This is a genomic window from Bradyrhizobium viridifuturi (genome assembly GCF_001238275.1).
Taxonomy (GTDB): domain Bacteria; phylum Pseudomonadota; class Alphaproteobacteria; order Rhizobiales; family Xanthobacteraceae; genus Bradyrhizobium; species Bradyrhizobium viridifuturi.
This window is the reverse complement of sequence record NZ_LGTB01000029.1, coordinates 45,835-67,516: the sequence shown is the minus strand read 5'-3', so window position 1 is coordinate 67,516 and position 21,682 is coordinate 45,835. Positions and strand designations below refer to the sequence as shown.

Sequence of the window (21,682 nt, the reverse complement as noted above, 5' to 3'; positions counted from 1 at the left end):
CGGACGATACGCTAGGTATCGAGGCGGCAGAGCCAACAAGAAGCCGAGCGCCCCCGCTGGGCGCGCAAGAACAGGAGATCCGCAAATTGTCCATGCCCGTCCTTCACCGTGCCGCGACCGCCCTCTTCGGCCTGGCCCTGCTCGCGGCAAGCGGCAGCGCCGCGCTGGCGCAGAAGAAATACGACACCGGAGCGAGCGATACCGAGATCAAGATCGGCAATATCGTGCCCTATAGCGGCCCGGCATCGGCCTACGGCGTGGTCGGCAAGGCGATGGCAGCGGTGTTCAAGAAGGTGAACGACGACGGCGGCATCAACGGCCGCAAGATCAACTTCATCTCCTATGACGATGCCTATTCGCCGCCGAAGGCCGTCGAGCAGGCCCGCAAGCTGGTCGAGAGCGATGAGGTGCTGTTCCTGTTCGGCACGCTCGGCACCGCCTCCAACACCGCGATCCAGAAATATCTCAACGCCAAGAAGGTGCCGCAGCTGTTCGTCGCGACCGGCGCGACCAAATGGAACGATCCGAAGGCGTTCCCGTGGACCATGGGCTGGCTGCCGAGCTACCAGAGCGAGTCGCGGATCTACGCGAAATACCTGCTCAAGGAGAAGCCCACGGCCAAGGTCGCGGTGCTCTACCAGAACGACGATATGGGCAAGGACTACCTGAAGGGCCTGGAAGACGGCTTCGCCGGCGATCCCGCCCGGATCGCCGCCAAGGAGAGCTACGAGGTCGCCGAACCCACCATCGATTCCCACGTGGTGCGGCTGAAGTCCTCCAACCCCGACGTCATCATCTTCTTCACCACGCCGAAGTTCGGCGCCCAGGCGATCAAGAAGCTCGGCGAGATGAACTGGAAGCCGGTGACCATCGTGTCCAACGTCTCGGCCTCCACCGCGACGGTGATGCGCCCGGCCGGGCTCGACAATGCGCAGGGCGTGATCTCGGCGGCCTACGCCAAGGACGCCAGCGATCCGCAGTGGAAGGACGACGCCGGCATGAAGGCGTTCGACGAGTTGCTCGCCAAATACATGCCCGACACCAACCGCGTCGATGCCTCGGCGATGACCGGCTACAACATGGCGACCACCATGGTCGAGGTGCTGCGCCGCTGCGGCGACGACCTCACCCGCGCCAATGTGATGAAGCAGGCGGCGAGCCTGAAGCAGTTTGCGCAGGGCGGCCTGCTGCCCGGCGTGACGCTGTCGACCGGGCCCAACGACTTCCAGCCGATCGAGCAATTGCAGCTGATGCAGTTCAAGGGCGAGCGCTGGCAATTGTTCGGCGACGTCATCAGCGGCGAAACTGGCGGCAACTGATCCGTCTCACAAAGGTACAGCCATGACCGACCGTCGTCCCTTCCTGCGTTCGATTTTCGATGCCGCGGTGGCGGCTGCGCATCCCGATGTCGTGCTGGCGTCGCGGCTGCGGCCGGCACCGAAGGGCCGCGTGATCTGCCTCGCGGCCGGCAAGGGCGCCGGCGCCATGGCCGCGGCGGCGGAGCGGCACTATCTCGACACGCTCGGCCTTGAGCCACAGCGGTTGGTCGGCATCGCCACCACCCGCCACGGCCATGGCGTGCCGACCCGCCGCATCAAGGTGGTCGAGGCCGGCCACCCCGTGCCCGATGAAGCCGGCCTGCGCGCGGCCGACGATACGCTGCGGCTGGCAGCGGAAGCCACGCCCGACGACCTGCTGCTGGTGCTGCTGACCGGCGGCGGCTCGGCAAACTGGATCGCGCCGGTCGAGGGCGTCAGCTTTGCCCAGAAGCAGCAGGTCAACCGCGCGCTGCTGCGATCGGGCGCGCCGATCGGCGAGATGAACATCGTCCGCAAGCACCTGTCGCGGATCAAGGGCGGGCGGCTGGCACGCGCCGGCCAGCGCGCCGCCGAAATCGTCACGCTGGCGATCTCGGACGTGCCGCATGACGATCCCTCCGCAATCGCCTCGGGACCGACGGTGCCGGATCCGACCACGCTGGCGGATGCCCGCGCTTTGGTCACCAAGTACAACCTCTCCGTCGATGACACAGTGCGCCGCGCGCTCGACGATCCCAGGAATGAGAGCTGCAAGCCCGGCGATCCCGCCTTTGCGCGGGCGACATTCGAACTGCTGGCGAAGCCGAAGGCCTCGATCGACGCCGCGGTAAAGGTCGCGCAGGACGCCGGCTACGAGACGATCGCACTCGGCGCCGATCTCGAAGGCGAGGCGCGCGAGGTCGCGGCCGCGCACGCACGGCTTGCGCTCAAGGCGCGCAGCGAGGGCAAGCGCGTTGCGATCATATCCGGCGGCGAGCTCACGGTGACCGTACGCGGCAACGGCCGCGGCGGCCCCAATCAGGAATACGCGTTGACGCTGGCCGACCTGCTCAGGGAAACACCCGACGTCTCGGCGCTCGCCGCCGACACCGATGGCGCCGATGGCGGCGCCGGCAGCGCGAGCGACCCCGCAGGCGCGGTGATCGACCAGGCGACCTTCGCGAAGATGAAATCGCTCGGCCTCGATCCCAAGGCCTATCTCGAGAACAACGATGCCACGGGGTTCTTCGCGCAGACCGGGGATTTGCTGCTGACCGGGCCGACGCTGACCAACGTCAACGATGTCAGGGTGATTTTGGTGGATTGACGCCCTCGCCTCGTCATTGCGAGGAGCGTAGCGACGAAGCAATCCATACGTCCGCGTACGCCGCACGATGGATTGCTTCGCGGAGCTTGTCATCGGGCGCGCGTACGCGCGACCGGTTGGCTCGCAATGACGTGGAAGGCCCGTGGCCAGGCGCTCAAAACTCCTGCGCGAGCTTGGCCAGCATCTCCAGCAGCGCAGCGTGGTTGGCCGGGCCGAGCACCTCGATCAGCCGCGCCTCGTGCTTGTTGGCTACCAGCTTCTTGGCGCGCGCCAGCACGGCGCGGCCCCGGTCGGTCAGGACCAGGATGTGGGAGCGGCGGTCGTTGGTCGAGCGCATCCGCGCGCAAAGGTCGCGGCTCTCCAGCGCGTCCAGCATGGCGACGAAATTCGGCCTGAGGATGCCGAGCGTATTGGCGATCTCGGTCTGGTTGCGGCCCGGATTCTTGTCGAGCAAGAGCAGCACCGAGAATTGCGCCGGCGTCAGCTGCAGCGGCGCGACGCAGCGCAGGAAGTCCTCGAATACCCTGAGCTGCGCGCGCTTGAGCGAATAGCCGAGCAACCCGGACAGTTCGCCCAGTTGCAGCATGCTGTCGTCCCCGGCAGGATCGACGGGTTCCCTGCGCAGCGCGCGCGACGAACGGACGGCATCGGAGGCGGTCTTGGAAACAGTCATCGCTCCAGGCTCGCAATCCCGGTACAAAACCCCGCGGGACACTCGGGGACCTTGAGATTATATCTAATAATTGTTATACGCCATATCTAATATCGGCGACTATCAACAGCCGATATCGGCCGACCCGACCGGCGCAGCCGGCTGTGGCGGCCCGACGCTTGAGGGGGAGCGCTGGGCCTTGAACACGACGATCATGCTGTTCCTGCTGCAGGACGGCATCACCAATGGCGCGATCTACGCACTGCTGGGGCTGGCCCTGGTGCTGGTGTTCGCGGTGACGCGGGTGATCCTGATCCCGCAGGGCGAATTCGTCACCTACGGCGCGCTCAGCTATGCCATGCTGGCGACCGGCCAGGTGCCCGGCACGGCGCGGCTTGCGGTCGCGATGGGGCTCGTCGCCTTCGCACTCGACCTGTTCTTCGCGCGCAAGGCGCTGCACGCGCGGCTGGTGATCCGCTCGGTCGCGCTCAACATCGTCTTTCCCACCGCGTTGCTCGGCCTCGTCTATGCGCTGGTCAGTCCGCACACGCCGATCGCCGTCAACATCGCGCTCGCGCTCTTGATCGTGGCGGCGATCGGGCTGTTCCTCTACCGCATCGCGTTCCAGCCGATCGCGCACACCTCGGTGCTGGTGCTCCTGATCGCCTCGGTCGGCTGCCATCTGGCGCTGCAAGGCCTCGGCCTCGTGTTCTTCGGCGCCGAAGGCCTGCGCGGCCCGGCACTGTCGAATGCCGCGGTGACCGCAGGTCCGCTGCGCTTCACCGGCCAGAGCCTTGCCGTCTACGGCCTGACGGTCGGCTTCATCGTCGCCCTGTGGCTGTTCTTCGGCTACACCAAGACCGGCAAGGCGCTGCGCGCCACCGCGGTCAATCGACTCGGCGCCCGCCTGGTCGGCATCCGCACCACGCTGTCGGGCCAGATCGCATTCCTGCTCGCCTCCGTCATCGGCGCGATCTCCGGCATCCTGATCGTACCGATCACCACGCTCTATTACGACACCGGCTTCCTGATCGGCCTGAAGGGCTTCATCGCCGCCATCATCGGCGGCCTGGTCAGCTATCCGCTGACCGCGGTCGCGGCCATCGTGGTCGGCATCGTCGAGGCCTTCTCGTCGTTCTACGCCAGCAACTTCAAGGAAGTCATCGTGTTCACGCTGATCCTTCCCGTCCTGGTGCTGCGCTCGCTCGCGGCGCCCCAGGTCGAAGAAGAGAAGGACTGAGCGCGATGACGCAGCGGCTTCCCCTCATCATCTTCGCGCTCGTGATGGCGGTGATCCCGCTGCTCCCGGGCATCCCGCCGTTCTGGATCGTGCTGCTCGACAATATCGGCCTCGCCGCGCTGGTCGCGATGGGGCTGGTGTTGCTGACTGGCGTCGGCGGCCTCACCTCGTTCGGACAGGCCGCGTTCTGCGGCTTCGGCGCCTACACCACCGCGGTGCTGACCACCGCCTACGGCGTCTCACCATGGCTGACGCTGCCGGCCTCGCTGCTGGTCAGCGGCATTGCAGCGGTGCTGCTCGGCCTCGTCACGGTGCGGCTGTCAGGCCACTACCTGCCGCTCGGCACCATCGCCTGGGGCATCGGGCTGTTCTATCTGTTCAGCAAGCTGGAATTCCTCGGCCGCAACGACGGCATTTCGGGCATTCCGCCGCTGTCGATCGGCGCGTTCAAGATGCTGAGCCCGGACACGATCTACTACGCGATCTGGGTCGCGGTGCTGCTCGCGGCGCTATTGACCATGAACCTCTTGGACTCCCGCACCGGGCGTGCGATCCGCGCGTTGCGGCGCGGCCATGTCGCGGCCGAAGCCTTCGGCGTGCAGACGCCGCGCGCCAAGCTCCTGGTGTTCATCTATGCCGCGGTTCTGGCCGGCCTCTCCGGCTGGCTCTATGCACATTTCCAGCGCGCCGCCAACCCGACACCGTTCGGCGCACAGGCAGGCATCGAGTATCTGTTCATCGCGGTGGTCGGCGGCGCCGGTTACGTCTGGGGCGGCGTGCTCGGCGCCGCTATCGTCGTGATCCTGAAAGAGGTGCTGCAGAGCTATTTGCCCTACATCTTCGGCGGTCAGAGCCAGCTCGAGACCATCGTGTTCGGCATCATGCTGGTGCTGCTGCTCCAGCTCGCGCCGCAGGGCGTCTGGCCCTGGCTGATGTCGAAGCTGCCGTTCAAGCCGACCCGAAAGACGCCGGACACATCGGTGAAACTGGAGCACCGTGAGCGGGCACCGGGATCGTCACCGGTGCTGCTGCACATCGAGAAGGCGCGAAAACAGTTCGGCGGCGTGCTCGCGGTGAACGACGTCTCATTCGACGTCAACGCCCGAGAGATCGTCGCGCTGATCGGCCCCAACGGCGCCGGCAAGAGCACGACCTTCAACCTGATCACCGGCGTGCTGGCCGCAACCAGCGGCAAGATCGCCGTGCTCGGCAACGAGGTCGCGAACGCGCCGCCGCAGGAGGTGGTCAAGCTCGGCGTCAGCAGGACATTCCAGCACGTCAAGCTGGTGCCCGACATGACCGTGCTGGAGAACGTCGCGATCGGCGCGCATCTGCGCGGCAATTCCGGCGCGATCTCCAGCATGCTGCGGCTCGACCGCGCTGATGAGGCGAAGCTGCTGGCGGAAGCCGCGCGGCAGATCGAGCGCGTCGGCCTGTCCGAACAGATCGACCAGCTCGCCGGCTCGCTGTCGCTCGGGCAGCAGCGCATCGTCGAGATCGCGCGTGCGCTGTGCGTCGATCCGATGCTGCTGCTGCTCGACGAGCCGGCCGCCGGGCTGCGCCACATGGAGAAGCAGCGGCTCGCCGCGCTGCTCCGGCAGTTGCGCGACGGCGGCATGTCGGTGCTGCTGGTCGAGCACGACATGGGATTCGTGATGGATCTCGCCGACCGCATCGTGGTGCTCGATTTCGGCACCAAGATCGCCGAGGGCACGCCGGCCGCGATCAAGCGCAATCCCGATGTGATCAAGGCCTATCTCGGAGCCGCCGCATGAGCGCGCTATTGAAGGTGACCGACGTCCATATTGCCTACGGCAAGGTCGAGGCCGTGCGCGGCGTCTCGCTCGACGTCGCCGACAACGAGATCGTCACCATCATCGGCGCCAACGGTGCCGGCAAGACCACGTTGCTCAACGCCATCATGGGCGTGCTGCCGCTGAGGGGCCGCACCACCTTTGCCGGCATCGACATGGCCCCGCTCGACATCGAGGACCGCGTCGCGACAGGCCTGAGCCTGGTGCCCGAGCATCGCGAGCTGTTCGGCACGATGAATGTCGAGGACAATCTCGAGCTCGGCGCCTTCAGGATCGCGAAAGCGGTCGCGGCCACCTCTCTGGAGCGGGTCTACACGCTGTTTCCGCGGCTCAAGGAGCGCCGCAAGCAGCTCGCCGGTACGCTGTCCGGCGGCGAGCAGCAGATGCTGGCGATGGGCCGCGCGCTGATGGGCGCGCCGAAACTCCTGATGCTCGACGAGCCGAGCCTCGGCCTCGCCCCGATCATCGTCGCCGACATCTTCCGCATCGTCGGCGAGCTTCGCGCAGCCGGCGTCTCCGTGCTCTTGGTCGAGCAGAACGCCCAGGCCGCACTGCAGATCGCCGACCGTGCCTATGTGATGGAGCTCGGCGAGTTCGTGCTGTCAGGCACGGCCAAGGACATCGCCGCCAACAAGGGCGTCGCCGCGAGCTATCTCGGCTTCCAGCACGAGGGCGAGAGCGCGATTTAGTGTCGCTGACGCGTGTGGCTAACGAAAAAGCCGGCCCCTATCGGGACCGGCTTGTTCATTTCGCGGGAACGCGACCGGCTCACATCGCCGGGACGTACTTCCCGTCCTTGACCGTCAGCAGGATGCGCGAGCGGTCGTCGAGGCCGTAGCGGTCCTTTTCGGTCCAGTTGTAGACGCCCTGGGACGCGACGATCTCCTTCTCGGAGAGGAAGGCCTGGCGGATCGCCTCGCGGAATTCCGGCGTGCCGGGCTTGGCGGTCTTCAGTGCGGTCGGGATGATGCGCTTCAGCACCTCGAAGGCGTCGTAGGAGTGGCCGGCGAACTGGCTGCGGCTGTTGGCGCCATACTTGGCTTCATAGGCCGCGTTCAGCGTGAGCCCGGGCTTCTTGGTCAGCGCGCTGTCCGGTTGGGTTTCCGGCGACATGACCGGACCAGCCGACATGATGACGCCTTCCGCCGATGCGCCCGCGATGCGGATGAAGTCCATCGTGGCGGCACCGTGGGTCTGGTAGATCAGGCCCTTGTAGCCGCGCTCGCGCAGCGCGGTCTGCGGCAGCGCCGCGGCGGTGCCGGAGGCACCGACCAGGATGGCGTCGGGATTGGCAGCGACGAGCTTCAGCACCTGGCCCGCCACCGAAGTATCCGGACGCGCGAAGCGCTCCTCGTCGGTCATGGTCAGGCCCATCGGCACGGCCTGCGCCTTGAAGTCGTTGACCCAGAGATCGCCGTAGGAATCCGAATAGCCGATATAGCCGACGGTCTTGATGTTGTGCGCCTTCATGTGCTCGTAGAGCACCTTGCCCATGATCGGGATCGACTGCGGCAGGTCGACCGACCATTTCGCGCGGGCGTCGTTGATCGGGAACGGCGCGAGGCCGAGATGCGGGATGCCGGCCTCGTTGGCGACCGTCGACACCGCGATCGTGGTCGGCGTGATGCAGGAGCCCATGATGATGTCGGCCTTGGACTCGGTGACGAAGCGCCGCGTGTTGGTGGTTGCCGCCGTCGGATCACCGGCGTCGTCGAGCACGATCAGCTTCAGCGGTACGCCGCCGATCTCCTTCGGCACGAAATCGAGCGCGTTGCGCTCGGGGATGCCGAGCGCCGCGGCGGGGCCGGTGGTCGAGATCGAGATGCCGATGGTGATTTCACTGGTCTGCGCCAGTGCGGGCGCGCCCGGCAGCGCGATGACAGCTGCGAGCGCCGCGGCGGCGAGAGTGGCCTTCCTCATTCATTCCTCCCTGCGGATAAGTTTTTTGGTTTAATCCGGTTTTGCGGGCCAATTCAGCCCCTTCTTTAGAGCATGATCTGGAAAAGTGGAAACCGGTTTTCCGAGAAGATCATGCTCCAAAAGTCGAGTCATGAGGGGTCGCAAGTCAGCCCTTCATGAAGCGGTCGATGATCTCCTGCGGAAATGGCGCCGATTTCAGCCGGGCCGGATCGTCCGGATGGCGGCCAACCAGCACCCTGGTCTCGAACGCCTCGATCGCCAGCGCCTCGCCCTTGAACACGCGGTGCACCACCTCGAAGCTCGAGCGCTTGATGCTCTCGATCCGGCTCTCGATGGTAATCCAGTCGCCGTGGGTCGACGGGATGTGAAATTTCGCCCGCGTGTCGACCATGGGAATGCCGACCAGGCCGTATTTGTGAACCAGGTCCTGCTTCGAGCAACCGGCCGCTTCGAACATGATCGAGGTCGAGTCGTCGAACATCGCGAAGTAGCGCGGGTAATAGACGATGTTGGCAGGGTCGCAATCGCCCCACTGGATCTGCACGTCACGCCGATTGACGAACATGGTTTATCCTCGATTGAGCATGGGCGATCCGGAGGCGCGCCTCATGCGCCTCCGGATCATGCGTCAGCGCGGCGCCATCCGGAGCGCGGCATCGAGCCGCACCACTTCGCCGTTCAGATAGGGATTGCCGATCATGTGCAACGCCAGCGAGGCGAACTCGTCGGCCTGGCCAAGCCGGCGCGGGAACGGGATCGCGGCGGCGAGCGAATCCTGTGCTTCCTGCGGCAGGCCGGCCAGCAAGGGCGTCATGAACAGGCCGGGCGCAATCGTCAGCACGCGGATGCCGAATTGCGCGAGCTCGCGCGCGATCGGCAGGGTCATCGCGACAATGCCGCCCTTCGAGGCCGAATACGCCGCCTGCCCGATCTGGCCGTCATAGGCCGCGACCGAAGCCGTCGAGATCACGACGCCGCGTTCGCCGGTCGCGAGCGGTTCGAGCTTCGACATCTCGGCAGTCGCAAGCCGCAGCATGTTGAAGGAGCCGATCAGATTGACCTTGATAACCTTGTCGAAGTCGGCGAGCGCCATGGGCCCCTCACGGCCGATCACGCGCTTTGCAACGCCGATGCCGGCGCAATTTACCAGCACGCGCGCAGGGCCGTGCGCCTTGGCGGCGGCTGCGACGGCAGCCTCGGCGGCCGCGGCATCGGCGACGTCGCAGACAACGGCAATGCCGCCGATCTCGGCCGCGACGCTCTCGGCAAGCTTGGCGTTGAGGTCGCAGACCGCGACCTTGGCGCCCTGCGCGGCCAGAAGGCGCGCGGTCGCCGCGCCCAATCCCGATGCACCGCCGGTGACGATGGCGGCCAGATCCTTCAATTGCATGACGTGCTCCTCTTCGAGAGTCAGACTGACGTGATCACCGATGCCGGCGGCACCGGCGCATAAAGCGCTTCGATTGTTTCAGTGCGATGCTCCAGCACCGCGCGCTGGTTGATTGAGCCCTTGTCGGTGACCTCGCCGCGATCGATCGACAGCGGCGTGTCGAGCAGGATTGCCCGCGCGATCCGGTTCGACGAGCCGGTGGCGCTCGCAAGCACACGCGCGAAGCGCTCGCGGAAGGCGGCACGCACCAGCGGATCGTTGGCCGCGGCCGCGATGTCGTTGCCGGCAAGCTTCGGATTGATCAGGCGGCAGCATCGAGATCGAGAATCACGATCGCCGCGAGCTCGTCGCGATTGATTCCCGCGATCACGACGTCACGCACCAGCGGCGCGCAGGTACCGACGAAGCGCGCCCGCAACGGCCCGACGCTGACCCAGGTGCCGCTCGCCAGCTTGAAATCCTCGGCGATGCGGCCATCGAAATCAAAGCCGGCATCAAGATCACCGGGGTTGGCGGGCTTCAACGCATCGCCGAACTTGTAGAAGCCCTCCTCGTCGAACGCCTTGGCGGTCAGCTCGGGCTGCCGCCAGTAGCCCGGCGTCACGTTCGGGCCCCTGGCGCGGACCTCGAGCTTGCCGTTGTTGGGCACCAGCTTCGCGTCATTGCCCGACACCGGCAAGCCGACATGGCCGGAGCGGCTGGTATCGGGACGTACCGACATGAAGAACGGCGAGGTCTCGGTGGCGCCGAGCCCGGTCAGCATGGGCACGCGATAGCCCTTCTCCTGCACCGCGAGCGCGTCGAGGCTGTTCCAGACGAATGGCGACAGCGCGGCGCCGGAGAAGAACATGGCGTGCAGCCGGTGGAAGAATTTCGCGCGCAAGTCGGCGTCGTCACGCAGATAGGGCAGCAGCGTTTCATAGCCCTTGGGCACGTTGAAATAGACCGTCGGCGATATCTCGCGCAGGTTTCGTACGGTCTCCTCGATGCCGCCGGGCATCGGCTTGCCCTCATCGAGATACATCGAGCCGCCGTTGAACAGCGTCAGCCCGACATTGTGGTTGCCGCCGAAGGTGTGATTCCACGGCAGCCAGTCGACGATGACAGGCGGCTCGTCCTTGAGGAACGCCAGCGTCTCGCGCAGCATCACCTGGTTGGCGCAGATCATGCGCTGGGTATTGATGACGGCTTTGGGATTGCCCGTCGATCCCGAGGTCAGCAGGAATTTCGCGATCGTATCCGGACCGACGGCCGCGTGGGTCGCGTCGAGGCCGCCGTCTTCCGGCGTCGCCATGAGATCGGCGAGCCGCGTCACGTCGCGGCCAGGCACCGCGCCGCGGCTTGCCGCGATCTCGACATCGGGTCCGACGTTGGCGCGCAGTGCTTCGGCGAATCTGTCGGCGTCGTCGACGAAGACGAGGCCGGGCGTCAGCAGCTTGATGACGAAGCTGAGCTTGCCATAGTCGCGCGACACCAGCGAGTAGGCCGGCGAGACCGGGCAGAACGGAATGCCGGCATAGAGCGCGCCGAGCGCGATCAGCGCGTGATCGATCGAATTGCCCGACAGGATCACGATCGGCCGCTCGCTCGACAATCCGCGCGCGAGCAGCGCGGAGGCGATGCGCCGCGTGGCCTCGAACAGCTGCGCGTAGGTGATCTGGCGCCAGCCGCCATCGGCAGCACGCTCGGCCATGAACACGCGGTTCGGCTCGGTCGCCGCCCAGTGATGCAGCCGGTCGGTGAGGCGCACAGGAAAGTCGGCGAGCCTGAGCTTGGGACGGAGATAGATGGTGCCGTCGGCGCGGCGCTCGACGGTGACGTCGGGATTGCCGAACGAGATCGGACGCAGCGGATGCGCATTCGCAGCTGATGCAGACGTCGTGACGCTCATGTCGGCTTCACCTTGGCGGTCTTGCGATCCAGAAAGGCGCGGATCCGCTTTTTGGCTTCCTTGTCGCTCTGCGCCACCGTCGCCATCAGCGATTCCATCAGGAGGCCGGTCTGCGGATTGGCCTCGGCGATCATCGGCAGCGCCTGCAACACCGCGAAATTGGTCAACGGCGCGTTGGCGGCAACGCGCTCGGCGAGCTCCAGCGCCTTGGGCAATGCGCCGTCTGCTTCGGTGAGGTATTGCGAGAAGCCGTAGGCCGCACCTTCGGTCGCCGAGTAGACCCGGCCGGTCAGCATCATGTCCGCCATCCGCGGCACCCCGATCAGGCGCGGCAGCCGCACCGACCCGCCGCCGCCGACGAAGATGCCGCGCTGCCCCTCCGGCAGCGCGAAATAGGCCGACGGCTCGGCAACCCGGATATGCGCCGCGCAGGCCAGCTCCAGCCCGCCGCCGATCACCGCGCCCTTCAGCGCGGCGATGACAGGCACTCGGCAATACTGGATGCGGTCGAACACGCGGTGCCACATCTGGGAATGCACCAGCCCCTCGGTGGCGTCGCGCTCGGTGAGTTCGGAGAGATCGAGGCCGGACGAGAAATGGTCGCCGACGCCGTGGATGACCACCGCGCCGATTTCCTCAGGGATGGCAGAAAAACAGTCCCGCAGCGCCAGGATAATGCCATCGTTCAGCGCATTGCGCTTGGCGGGCCGGTTCAGCCCGACGGTCAGCACCGCCCCTCGCGTCTCGATCCTGAGCAGCGAGGCGTCACCCGCGTCGGCAGCGTTTCCCATGGCGTTATTGTTTCCTGTTCAGAATAGTTATGTTTTATAACTATCATCGCAGGAGTCAATATGGGTTCACGATCGCCGTCCTGGCGAAGCTAGGACCCATAACCACCGCACTTGATGATGAATGGCATCGTGGCATCGACGCGCGCGACAATTGGGATTGGGGGTAATGGGTCCTGGCTTTCGCCAGGACGACGTGAAAATGGCGCTCGATTCAAGATGTCCAACAACGCGGTGTCATCACCAGCGAAAGCGGGTTTCCAGTATTCCAGAGGCAGCAGTGCTTGCGCCGAGAGGCCGAGGCGTACCGGATCGCCCGGTCGAGCCGGGCGATGACGGTGTGGGTGGGCCACGCCTCGCAATCTCGCGACGTGAATAGTCCGAGCTTTGCTTTTCGTCTCGTGCGGGCGCGACGAACCTGCCTAAAGCCTCACAACACCTGATGCACGTCGATCACGACGCGGTCGGCGTGGCGAGCGGCGGAACCGATGAAGATGCGCTCCATCAGCCAGCGGTATTTTTCGGCGCCGGTTTCGAATTTCGGCACGGTGCGGAAATAGATCAGCTTCGGATCGACCGGCTCGCCGCGCTTCAGCTTCTGCAGAAGTTCGACCGGCCCGAAGCGGATTCCCTTGTTCTCGACATAGACGACGGCGCCGTCGTCGGTCTCGAAGGCGTATTTGGCCTCGAGGTCGATCAGCTCATTGGGCCGGATGATCTGGAAGTCGGCGCCGAAGGGAAGCACCTTGCCGTTGATCCCCTTGCCTTTCACGTCGCCGCCGATGATCGGGATGATGCGGCGGACGCCGGTGCCGATATCGCCGGCGGACGTCACTTCCGCGATCCGGGCGGTGATGGTGAAGACATACTTGGTGTGGAGTTCCGGGCTCATCCGCCTAGCCTATCATGCGCTGCGGCAGCCAGGTGGCGAGCAGCGGGAAAAGGATCAGGATCACCAGTCGGATCAGGTCGGTGATCACGAACGGGAGCACGCCGACGAAGATCGTCGACATGTTGACGTCCTTGATCACGCTCTTGATCACGAACACGTTCATCCCGACCGGCGGATGGATCAACCCGAGCTCGACCGTCATGACGATGATGATGCCGAACCAGATCGGGTCGAAGCCGAGCGCGGTCACCACCGGGAACACGATCGGCACGGTGAGGATCACCATCGCCATCGCGTCCATCAGGCAGCCGAGCACCAGATACATCATCAGGATCAGTGCCAGCACGCCATAGGGTCCGATGCCGAGCCCGGTGAGGAATTCGGTGACGTGCTGCGGCGTCTGGGTGATGGTCAGGAAATAGCCGAAGCAGAGCGCGCCGATCAGCACGGTGAACACCGCAGCCGCGGTGCGCGTCGCCTGCAGCAGCGATTGCAGGATGCCGTCCTTGGTCAGCTTGCCACGGAGGAGGCCGATGATGAAGGCACCGACCGCGCCGACCGCGCCGGCTTCGGTCGGCACGAAGAAGCCACCATAGAGGCCGCCGATCACGAACAGGAACAGCAGCAGCGGCGACCAGACGTCGCGCAGCGCCATCAAGCGTTCGTGCCACGATGCCTTCTTTCCCGCCGGCAGGAAGCCCGGCCGCGTCACGCCGATGATGCCGATCGTGATCATGTGCATCAGGATCGCAAGCAGGCCCGGCACCACGCCGGCGATGAACAGCTTGCCGATGTCCTGCTGGGTGATGATGCCGTAGACCGCGAGCACGGTGGACGGCGGCAGCATCGCCCCCAGCGTGCCGCCGACCGCGATCACGCCGGTCGCGAACGACTGCGGATAACCGAAGCGGCGCATCTCGGGGTAGGCCACCGCCGAGAAGGTCGCGGCGGTGGCGACCGACGAGCCCGAGATCGCGGCGAATCCGCCGCAGGCCGCAATGGTCGCGATGCCGAGCCCGCCCTTCCAATGGCCGACGAAGGTGTTGGCGGCGCGGAACAGCTCACGGCTGATGCCCGAGACGGACACGAAAGCGCCCATCAGCAGGAACATCGGGATCACGCCGAACGAATAATCCGTCACCGTGCGCATCGTGGTCTGGCCGACCAGCTTCAGCGCGGGGGCAAAGCCGGTGAGATAGCCGAAGCCGGTGATGCCGACGAGGCCCATCGCCATGCCGACGGGCACGCGCAGCAGCATCAGCGCAAACAGGCAGACAAAGCCGACGACGGCGACGGCCTCGGGACTGAGATCAAGACTCATGGCCGTCTACTCCGCCGTCTTGATCTTGGCATCGTGGATATCTTCCGGATGGAAGATCAGGCGGTAGGTGCGGATCGCGATCAGCAGCACGGCCGAGACGTCGCCGATCCACGACACCAGGAAGAACGGCCAGACCGGGACGCCGAGGTCCATCGTCACGATATGGCTGTTCCTGGTGTCGATCACCTTGTCGACCAGCGTGTAGGTCTGCACGCTCACCACGAACAGCAGCACCAACGTCGCGAAGATGTCGATCCAGCGCTGATAGCGCGGTGAGGCATTGGCCCAGACCAGGTCCACGGTGATGTGGGTGCCGCGATAGCTCGTCGCCGCTATGCCCCAGAAGATCAGGATGCCGAGCAGGAACTGGCCGAAATTGTAGTAGTCGGGGATCGTCACCGCGAAGAACTTGCGCATGAACACCGCGGTGAAGGTGTTGAGCGCGACGACGCCGACGAAGAAGGCCGCAACCCATTCGATCGAATCGATGAAACGGTCCATGAAATTCTTGCGCACCGGCTCGGGTGGACCGGTGATCGCGCCGTCCTGGGTGACTTCGGAATTCGCGGCCATGATTTGATCTTCGCTTCCCGCGGCTCGTCATTCTCGGTGCGCAATTGCGCACCTGGGGGCGCGACGAAGTCGCGAGCCCGGAATCCATAACCACGATAGTGAGTAAGGATTCCGGGTCTGCGCCAAGTGGCGCATCCCGGAATGACGAAGTCGCCTAGATCCCCGCCTCGTACTTCTTCAGCGTGGCCTGCAGATCGGCCTCGATCTTCTCCGGATCGCCGCCGGCCTTCTTCACCGCCTCGGCCCAGCTGTCGCGCAGCGGCTTGACCGCCTTCTTCCACTCGGCGAGCTGATCAGGGGTCAGCGGATAGACCTCGTGGCCTTGCAGCGCCTTCATCTTGGTGCGGCCGTTGGCTTCGAAATCGGTCCAGGGATCGGTGACCTTGGAGGCCCATTCCGGCGTGCAGTGATCGTCGATCACCTTCTTCTGGGCGTCCGACATCGAATTGTATTTGGCGAGATTGATGTTGTAGGTGAACACCGTCGTATAGAGCGGCACGTCCATGTGGTACTTCACCACCTTGTCGATGCCGAACAGGAAGATCGAGCCCCAGGGGAAGGTGATCTCGTCGGCCACGCCGCGTTCGATCGCGTCACGCGATTCCGGCGCGGAGGCCTGCACATTGGTGCCGCCGAACATCTTCACCATCTCGCCGATGGTGCTCTGCGCGGGCCGCACCTTGACGCCGGAGAGGTCGCTCGGCAGCACGATCTTCTTCTTGCCGTGCAGCGCGCCCGGATCATGGATGAAGGCGAAGCAGAGCTTGGTGTCCTTCATCTCGGTCGGTGCGTATTTGTGGTACCATTCGTTCAGCGCCAGCGTGCCCTTCTTGCCGTCCGAGAACACGAACGGGAGCTGGCCCGCAGCCGCGATCGGGAAGCGGCCGGGCTGATAGCCGGGATTGACATAGGTGACGTCGGCGATGCCGTCGCGCGCCATGTCGTAATGGTCGAACGCCTTGCCGAGCTGCTCGGACGGAAACACGGTGACCTTGATGGTGCCGCCCGATGCCTTCTCGATGTCGGCGGCCCAGGCCTGCGTCGCCGGCACCAGCGGATGCGCCGGCGGCACCCAGAGCGACACCTTGAGATTGACGGTCTTGTCCTGCGCCAGGGCAGGTCCAATGGCGGGACCCGCGGCCGGTATGACGGCGGCTGCCATCAGCAGCGCCAGCACTGTTTTCCTCATCACGCCTCCTCCTCTCCATGACGGCGGGCTTCTTGCCCGGTCTCGTTACTTAACATGTTATCTAATTCGCCCGCATATTCAAGACGGAATATGCGGGGCGGACGCCTCGTCGCACCCGGCCGCTCCGGCATCTTGCGATGCGGCGAAAGCAGTCCGCGGCAAATCGGCCTTGCCAAACCTGTTATATGATATAGTTGCCATGGCAAGTTGACGGTGTCCGCCCGGCGCGGGGCGCCCGACTCAAGCCTATCCGATCGGGAGGAGCAGGTATTGCGGACAAAAGTAGCAATCATAGGCGCAGGTCCGGCCGGACTGTTGCTTGGGCAACTACTTCATACTTTCGGCGTAGACAACGTCATTCTCGAGCGGCAGACCCCGGACTACGTGCTGGGGCGGATTCGCGCCGGCCTGCTCGAGGAAGGCACGGTGTCATTGCTCGACAGCGTCGGCGCGGGCGCCCGGCTGCACCAGGAAGGCCTGGTGCATCACGGCGTCGAGCTGGCCTTCGGCGGCGCGCGGCACCGCATCGACATGCATGCGGCGACCGGCAAAACCGTCACGATCTACGGCCAGACCGAAGTCACGCTCGACCTGATGAACGCCCGCAAGGCCGCCGGCCTGACCACGATCTACTCCGCCGCCGACGTCAAACCGCACGACTTCGACACCGATCATCCGCGCGTCAGCTACGTCAAGGACGGCGTCGCCCATGAAATCGCCTGTGATTTCATCGCCGGCTGCGACGGTTTCCATGGCATCAGCCGGGCCAGCGTTCCGGCCTCGGCGATCACCAGCTATGAGCGGGTGTATCCGTTCGGCTGGCTCGGCATCCTCTCGGAAACGCCGCCGGTCTCGCCGGAACTGATCTACAACAACCACGAGCGAGGCTTTGCGCTGTGCACGATGCGCTCGACCCATCGCAGCCGCTACTACGTGCAGTGCCCGCTCGACGATCAGGTCGACCAATGGTCGGACGAGCGGTTCTGGGACGAACTGAAGCGGCGGCTCGACCAGAAGGCCGCCGATGAGATCATCACCGGCCCCTCGATCGAAAAGAGCATCGCGCCGCTGCGCAGCTTCGTCGCCGAACCGATGCGGTTCGGCCGCATGTTCCTGGCCGGCGACGCCTCGCATATCGTGCCGCCGACCGGCGCCAAGGGCCTGAACCTTGCGGCCAGCGACGTGCACTATCTGTCGCAAGCGCTGCGCGAATATTACGACGAGAAATCCTCCGCCGGCCTCGACGGCTATTCGGCCAGGGCGCTGGCGCGGGTCTGGAAGGCGGTGCGCTTCTCCTGGTGGATGACCTCGATGCTGCACAAATTCCCCGACGAGGGCGAATTCGCCGCGCGCATCCAGATCGCCGAACTCGACTACCTCGTCAGCTCGAAGGCGGCGTCGACCTCGCTGTCGGAGAACTATGTAGGGCTGCCGTTCTAGGCGATGATGGAATAGGCTGGCGTCTCAAGGTTCCGGGAGCAGCCACCATGTTCACACTGTACTTCGCACCGGGCGCCAGCTCGATGGCGGTGCACATCGCCTTGCACGAGATCGGTACGGGTTTCGAAGCCCGGCCGATGTCGTTCAAGCGCAACGACATGCAGGCCCCCGACTATCTCGCACTCAATCCGGAGGGCAAGGTCCCGACGCTCGTGATCGACGGCCGGCCGCTGACCGAGGTGGCGGCGATCCTGTTCTATCTCGCCCGGCGCTTTCCTGAGGCCAACCTGCTGCCGCGCGACAATCTCGAGGCCGAGGCGCAGGCGCTGTCGTGGATGTCGTTCATCGCTTCCACGCTGCATCCCGCAAGGGCGCGCGGGCTCGATTACGCGAAGACCGTCTGGGGCATCGCCGACCGCCGTCTCGGTCACGGCTGGGCGATCGGCAGCTATTCGGTCGCCGACATCCATCTGTTCCGCCTGTACTGGCGGCTCGCCAATTCGGTCAAGCTGCCGCCGGAGACGTTTCCAAACCTCACGGCGCATTACGAGAGAATGATGGCGCGACCGGCGGTGCAGAAGACGATCGAGATCGAGAGCGAAGTCGGCTACGAATTGCCGGCGTAGCGGCCGCGCGTCGGTGCTTTCAAACACCCGCGCAAATGCCGTTTAAAACTTTGTAGGCGGTGAAACCGTCATCGACATCGCATTCAATGGCGTCAACCCAACGTCATAAGCGAGATTCAGATGACCACCGAAACGCAACTTGCTCCCGACATTCCCCAAGACATCCCGCAAGGCTTCGAGCCGCTGTTCCGCAAGAGCCCGCTCACCGAGCCGTGGGAGCCGCTCTACCAGAAGAAGACCGAGCGGTCCGTCATCATCGGCCTGCGGCTGGCCCGACCGCACACCAACGGCCGCGGCCTGATCCATGGCGGACTGATCGCGGCACTTTCCGACAATGCGATGGGCTATAGCTGCGGCCAGGCGACCGGCTGGACCACCTCGTATGTGACGATCTCGCTGACGGTCGATTTCGTCGGCTCGGCCAATGTCGGGCAGTGGCTCGCGATCGAGAGCGACGTGATCAAGACCGGCAGCACGATCTGCTTCGCGCAGAGCCTGATCAAGGCCGATAGCGTGACGATCGCGCGCGCCAGCGGCACCTTCCGCGTGGTGCCGAAGAAGCCGCCGGTGAGCTAGCTGAAATGCCAGTCGGTGATCTCGGTGACGAGATCGATGAAGGTCCGCACCTTCGCCGACAGCAGCCGGGATGTCGGATAGACGACATGGATCGGCACCGGCGGCTGCTCGAACGCGGCGAGCACGATTCGGACCCGCTTCGCCTTCAGCGATTCGGCGGCCTGGTAGGCCATCACCCGGGTCAGCCCGCCATCCTGCTCGGCGAATTGGATGGCGGAATCCGAGCTGTTGCTGGTGAAGCGCGGCGTCGGGGTGATGCGGATCTCCTGGCCGTCCTCCACGAAGCGCCAGTCAGGCGTCGCGGTCATGGCGCCGAACTGGATCGTGTCATGGGAGGTCAAGTCTGCCGGCCGCTTCGGCTCGCCGCGGAGCTTGAGATAGCCGTGTGAGGCCACCACGATGCGGCGCATCTGGCCGACATGCCGCGCCACCAGAGTCGAATCCGGCAGGTGCCCGAGCCTGACCGCGAGGTCGACGCCGTCCTCGACGAGGTTGATCCGGCGGTCCGACAGCCGCAGGTCGACGCCGACATCGGGATAGCGCTTCAGGTAGGCGGAGACGACCGGGCTGACATGCAGCCGGCCGAAGCCGAACGGCGCCGAGATCACGAGGCGCCCTTCGGGGCGGGTGCGCTCGCTCTCCACCGCGTCCTCAGCCTCCTCGACATCGGCGAGGATCCGCCGCGCCCGCTCCAGATAGCGCGAGCCGGCGTCGGTCAGCGTCACCTGCCGCGTCGTCCGTTGCAGCAGCCGCGCGCCGAGCCGCTCCTCCAGCGCCGCGATCAGCCGGGTGATGGCGGATGGCGACAGGCCGAGCTTGCGGGCGGCAGGGGCAAACCCCTCGAGGTCCGCCACCGCGACGAAGGCCTGCATGGCATCGATCCGGTCCATGGAACTATTGCATAATCGGCAACAGTGAAGTGTCAATTCACAAGATTGCTTACGATACGGAAACGTCCATGTTGTGGTGGCAGGACGCCCGTTTCGGGAGGCCAAGATGTCCGATGCCCACACCTATCCCAGCGACGTCGCCTTCACCCCGGCGGTCAAGGCGATCCAGACCCGCAAGGGGTCGCGCGATACCTATGCCGAGGTCGAGGCGCACGGCGGCTGGCGCACCGAGATCGACGAGAACCTCGCAGGCTTCCTCGGCGAGGTGAACAGCTTCTATTTCGCGACCGCCTCGGCGGACGGACAGCCTTATATCCAGCATCGCGGCGGGCCGAAGGGCTTCATCAAGGTGCTCGACAAGCACACCATCGCGTTCACCGATTACAGCGGCAACCGGCAATTCATCACGCAAGGCAATCTCTCGGAGAATCCTAAGGCCTATATCTTCGTGATGGACTATGCGCATCGCCGCCGCGTCAAGCTGTGGGGCGAGGCGCGGGTCGTGGAGGACGATCCGGCGCTGACACGCGCGCTGATGCCGCAGGGCTATCGCGCGCGTCCCGAGCAGGTGATCATGTTCAAGGTCGCGGCGTGGGACACCAACTGCCCGCAACACATTCCGCAGAAGTTCGACGCCGCCGATGTGGCACAAGCCCTCGCCGCGCGCGATCAGCGCATCGCCGAGCTCGAGGCGGAGCTCGCCGCATTAAAGGGCCAGCCCGCGCCTGCTGTGCCGACCTAAGCTGCCTGCTGCTGCAGCGGCGCCCAGGCGAACTCCGGATAGTACTGCTGCATCATCCGGCCGACATAGGCGGTGAGATTGTCGAACTTCTCGGTACGCTCGCGCAGCGGCGAATCGAAGAACGGCGTCAGGATCCCCGCGAGCGCGCCGAATGCAGTGGCGTCCGAGCCGCAAGGTGCGTTGCCCATCAGATAGGGCTTGTCGCCGAGTTGCACCGAGAGCGCAAACAGCGAGCGCATGGCGACATCGACGTCCTCGTCGGGGCCGTGGCGGCCAAGCCCGCTCAACAGATAGTTCTCGGCGACGCGGAACTGGGCGTCCTCGCGCATCTTGTCGCGCAGATGATCGGGCGCGCCGTCGAAGAAATGCGCGGGTCCCTTGGCGAAATTGGTATCGTCGACCCAGCGCGCGCCGACCAGCGCCCAGTAGACGTGATGCTCGATCATGCGCTCGAAAGCCCAGGCCTGCGCGCGCCTGCAGGCTCAGCGGCGCATCGAAATCGAAACCGTATTTGCCCTCGATATGGGCGCGGATGAAGGTCGAATCGGCGATCGTCTCGCCGTCGTCGACGATGAACGGCAGCTGGCCCTTGGGAGAGGCCGGCGGCATCGCCTTTTCCTTGGTGTAGGCAAGCCCGGCCATCTTGAGCTGGACCTCGGTCTTGGTCACGAAGGGGCTGATTTCCGGCAGCCCGAAGCCCGTGCCAAAGCCAAAAAGCGTAATCATATGAAGCTCCCGATCGCCTGTGGTCGTGAATTGAAGCTAGCTGTCCCCTGCTGCCAGCATGGTGTCAGCAGTAGTGGCATTCACTGCCGAGCGGGGTTGCGGGCGCGAGGCGGCGAACCGCCTCGCGAACCCGCTTGACCAGCCGTGCCCGCCCGTAGGACCAGACCGTGCTGACCGACTGTGCGATCAGCGCGACCAGGGCCCAGCGCAGGTCGCCGGAGGTGGAGTAGACCGTGACCAGTTGTTCCAGTGCGAAGCTCTGCGCTTGCCGGAAACCGAGTTCATCAAGATTCGTCATGGACAAATTCCCTTCACTTGAGGTGTTGTCCTGATATAGCCCCCAGCTGCTGCCAACATGCTGTCAGCAGCAGTGACAGGGGGCGCGAA

Annotated in this window: 20 protein-coding genes and 2 pseudogenes; 9 read left to right on the top strand and 13 right to left on the bottom strand. The window is 65.1% G+C overall.

Annotated elements, in window-relative coordinates:
* Window positions 1-92 precede the first annotated feature (92 nt).
* Both ALC15_RS25100 and ALC15_RS25095 read left to right on the top strand, forming a co-directional pair.
* Window positions 93-1,319 (top strand): ABC transporter substrate-binding protein, encoded by a 1,227-nt coding sequence (locus ALC15_RS25100; RefSeq protein WP_050629573.1) that lies wholly within the window; start codon window positions 93-95, stop codon window positions 1,317-1,319.
* A gap of 22 nt (window positions 1,320-1,341) precedes the next feature.
* Window positions 1,342-2,625: a glycerate kinase type-2 family protein gene (locus tag ALC15_RS25095; protein ID WP_050629572.1), complete on the top strand. Its 1,284-nt coding sequence runs from the start codon at window positions 1,342-1,344 to the stop codon at window positions 2,623-2,625.
* A 154-nt stretch (window positions 2,626-2,779) separates the two neighbouring features.
* On the opposite strand, the gene ALC15_RS25090 is transcribed toward ALC15_RS25095, so the two are convergent.
* A complete protein-coding gene (locus ALC15_RS25090) occupies window positions 2,780-3,298 on the bottom strand; it encodes a MarR family winged helix-turn-helix transcriptional regulator (RefSeq protein ID WP_050629571.1) in 519 nt (172 codons plus the stop codon).
* 178 nt (window positions 3,299-3,476) lie between these two features.
* Here ALC15_RS25090 and ALC15_RS25085 point away from each other — a divergent pair, with 178 nt between their 5' ends.
* The 3 genes from ALC15_RS25085 to ALC15_RS25075 are packed head-to-tail and all read left to right on the top strand — an operon-like array spanning window position 3,477 to window position 7,020.
* Entirely contained in the window at window positions 3,477-4,517 is a 1,041-nt protein-coding gene (locus ALC15_RS25085) for a branched-chain amino acid ABC transporter permease (RefSeq protein ID WP_050629570.1), read from the top strand.
* A gap of 5 nt (window positions 4,518-4,522) precedes the next feature.
* Complete coding sequence (locus ALC15_RS25080) at window positions 4,523-6,292, top strand: branched-chain amino acid ABC transporter ATP-binding protein/permease (RefSeq protein WP_050629569.1); 1,770 nt, start codon at window positions 4,523-4,525, stop codon at window positions 6,290-6,292.
* Complete coding sequence (locus ALC15_RS25075) at window positions 6,289-7,020, top strand: ABC transporter ATP-binding protein (RefSeq protein WP_050629568.1); 732 nt, start codon at window positions 6,289-6,291, stop codon at window positions 7,018-7,020. The genes ALC15_RS25080 and ALC15_RS25075 overlap by 4 nt, the downstream gene beginning before the upstream one ends.
* Before the next feature lie 79 nt (window positions 7,021-7,099).
* Here ALC15_RS25075 and ALC15_RS25070 read toward each other — a convergent pair whose 3' ends face one another.
* The 9 genes and pseudogenes from ALC15_RS25070 to ALC15_RS25030 form a co-directional block, all read right to left on the bottom strand.
* The gene (locus ALC15_RS25070) at window positions 7,100-8,251 is read right to left on the bottom strand and encodes an ABC transporter substrate-binding protein (RefSeq protein ID WP_050629567.1); all 1,152 of its coding nucleotides are present in this window, start codon (window positions 8,249-8,251) and stop codon (window positions 7,100-7,102) included.
* A 145-nt stretch (window positions 8,252-8,396) separates the two neighbouring features.
* Window positions 8,397-8,816 (bottom strand): acyl-CoA thioesterase, encoded by a 420-nt coding sequence (locus ALC15_RS25065; protein WP_050629566.1) that lies wholly within the window; start codon window positions 8,814-8,816, stop codon window positions 8,397-8,399.
* A 63-nt stretch (window positions 8,817-8,879) separates the two neighbouring features.
* Window positions 8,880-9,641, bottom strand: a complete 762-nt coding sequence (locus ALC15_RS25060) for an SDR family NAD(P)-dependent oxidoreductase (RefSeq protein WP_050629565.1) — start codon at window positions 9,639-9,641, stop codon at window positions 8,880-8,882.
* A 20-nt stretch (window positions 9,642-9,661) separates the two neighbouring features.
* Window positions 9,662-11,532: pseudogene (locus ALC15_RS25055) on the bottom strand (feruloyl-CoA synthase).
* Window positions 11,529-12,323 carry a crotonase/enoyl-CoA hydratase family protein gene (locus ALC15_RS25050; RefSeq protein WP_050629564.1) on the bottom strand — a complete coding sequence of 265 codons (795 nt, stop codon included), beginning with the start codon at window positions 12,321-12,323 and terminating at the stop codon, window positions 11,529-11,531. Before ALC15_RS25050 ends, ALC15_RS25055 begins: the two are co-directional and overlap by 4 nt.
* 427 nt (window positions 12,324-12,750) lie before the next feature.
* Window positions 12,751-13,212 (bottom strand): DUF3237 domain-containing protein, encoded by a 462-nt coding sequence (locus tag ALC15_RS25045; protein WP_050629563.1) that lies wholly within the window; start codon window positions 13,210-13,212, stop codon window positions 12,751-12,753.
* 4 nt (window positions 13,213-13,216) lie between these two features.
* A complete protein-coding gene (locus ALC15_RS25040) occupies window positions 13,217-14,533 on the bottom strand; it encodes a TRAP transporter large permease (protein ID WP_050629562.1) in 1,317 nt (438 codons plus the stop codon).
* A gap of 6 nt (window positions 14,534-14,539) precedes the next feature.
* Window positions 14,540-15,049, bottom strand: a complete 510-nt coding sequence (locus ALC15_RS25035) for a TRAP transporter small permease (RefSeq protein ID WP_035652977.1) — start codon at window positions 15,047-15,049, stop codon at window positions 14,540-14,542.
* A 211-nt stretch (window positions 15,050-15,260) separates the two neighbouring features.
* Complete coding sequence (locus tag ALC15_RS25030) at window positions 15,261-16,295, bottom strand: TRAP transporter substrate-binding protein (protein ID WP_050629561.1); 1,035 nt, start codon at window positions 16,293-16,295, stop codon at window positions 15,261-15,263.
* A gap of 270 nt (window positions 16,296-16,565) precedes the next feature.
* Here ALC15_RS25030 and pobA point away from each other — a divergent pair, with 270 nt between their 5' ends.
* The 3 genes from pobA to ALC15_RS25015 all read left to right on the top strand — a co-directional run bounded on the left by pobA (window position 16,566) and on the right by ALC15_RS25015 (window position 18,937).
* Complete coding sequence (pobA, locus tag ALC15_RS25025) at window positions 16,566-17,735, top strand: 4-hydroxybenzoate 3-monooxygenase (RefSeq protein ID WP_050629560.1); 1,170 nt, start codon at window positions 16,566-16,568, stop codon at window positions 17,733-17,735.
* 47 nt (window positions 17,736-17,782) lie between these two features.
* Window positions 17,783-18,361, top strand: a complete 579-nt coding sequence (locus tag ALC15_RS25020; RefSeq protein WP_050629559.1) for a glutathione S-transferase family protein — start codon at window positions 17,783-17,785, stop codon at window positions 18,359-18,361.
* Between the two features lie 120 nt (window positions 18,362-18,481).
* Entirely contained in the window at window positions 18,482-18,937 is a 456-nt protein-coding gene (locus tag ALC15_RS25015) for a PaaI family thioesterase (RefSeq protein ID WP_050629558.1), read from the top strand.
* Here ALC15_RS25015 and ALC15_RS25010 read toward each other — a convergent pair.
* Window positions 18,934-19,827, bottom strand: a complete 894-nt coding sequence (locus tag ALC15_RS25010; RefSeq protein ID WP_050629557.1) for a LysR family transcriptional regulator — start codon at window positions 19,825-19,827, stop codon at window positions 18,934-18,936. The two genes, ALC15_RS25015 and ALC15_RS25010, sit on opposite strands and share 4 nt — an antisense overlap.
* A gap of 106 nt (window positions 19,828-19,933) precedes the next feature.
* Between ALC15_RS25010 and ALC15_RS25005 the strand changes: the two genes are divergently transcribed.
* Window positions 19,934-20,569: a pyridoxamine 5'-phosphate oxidase family protein gene (locus ALC15_RS25005; protein WP_050629556.1), complete on the top strand. Its 636-nt coding sequence runs from the start codon at window positions 19,934-19,936 to the stop codon at window positions 20,567-20,569.
* Here ALC15_RS25005 and ALC15_RS25000 read toward each other — a convergent pair.
* Both ALC15_RS25000 and ALC15_RS24995 read right to left on the bottom strand, forming a co-directional pair.
* A pseudogene (locus tag ALC15_RS25000) lies at window positions 20,566-21,295 on the bottom strand (glutathione S-transferase family protein). The gene ALC15_RS25005 and the pseudogene ALC15_RS25000 sit on opposite strands and share 4 nt — an antisense overlap.
* A gap of 64 nt (window positions 21,296-21,359) precedes the next feature.
* The gene (locus ALC15_RS24995; RefSeq protein ID WP_050629555.1) at window positions 21,360-21,593 is read right to left on the bottom strand and encodes a hypothetical protein; all 234 of its coding nucleotides are present in this window, start codon (window positions 21,591-21,593) and stop codon (window positions 21,360-21,362) included.
* Between the last annotated feature and the right edge of the window lie 89 nt (window positions 21,594-21,682).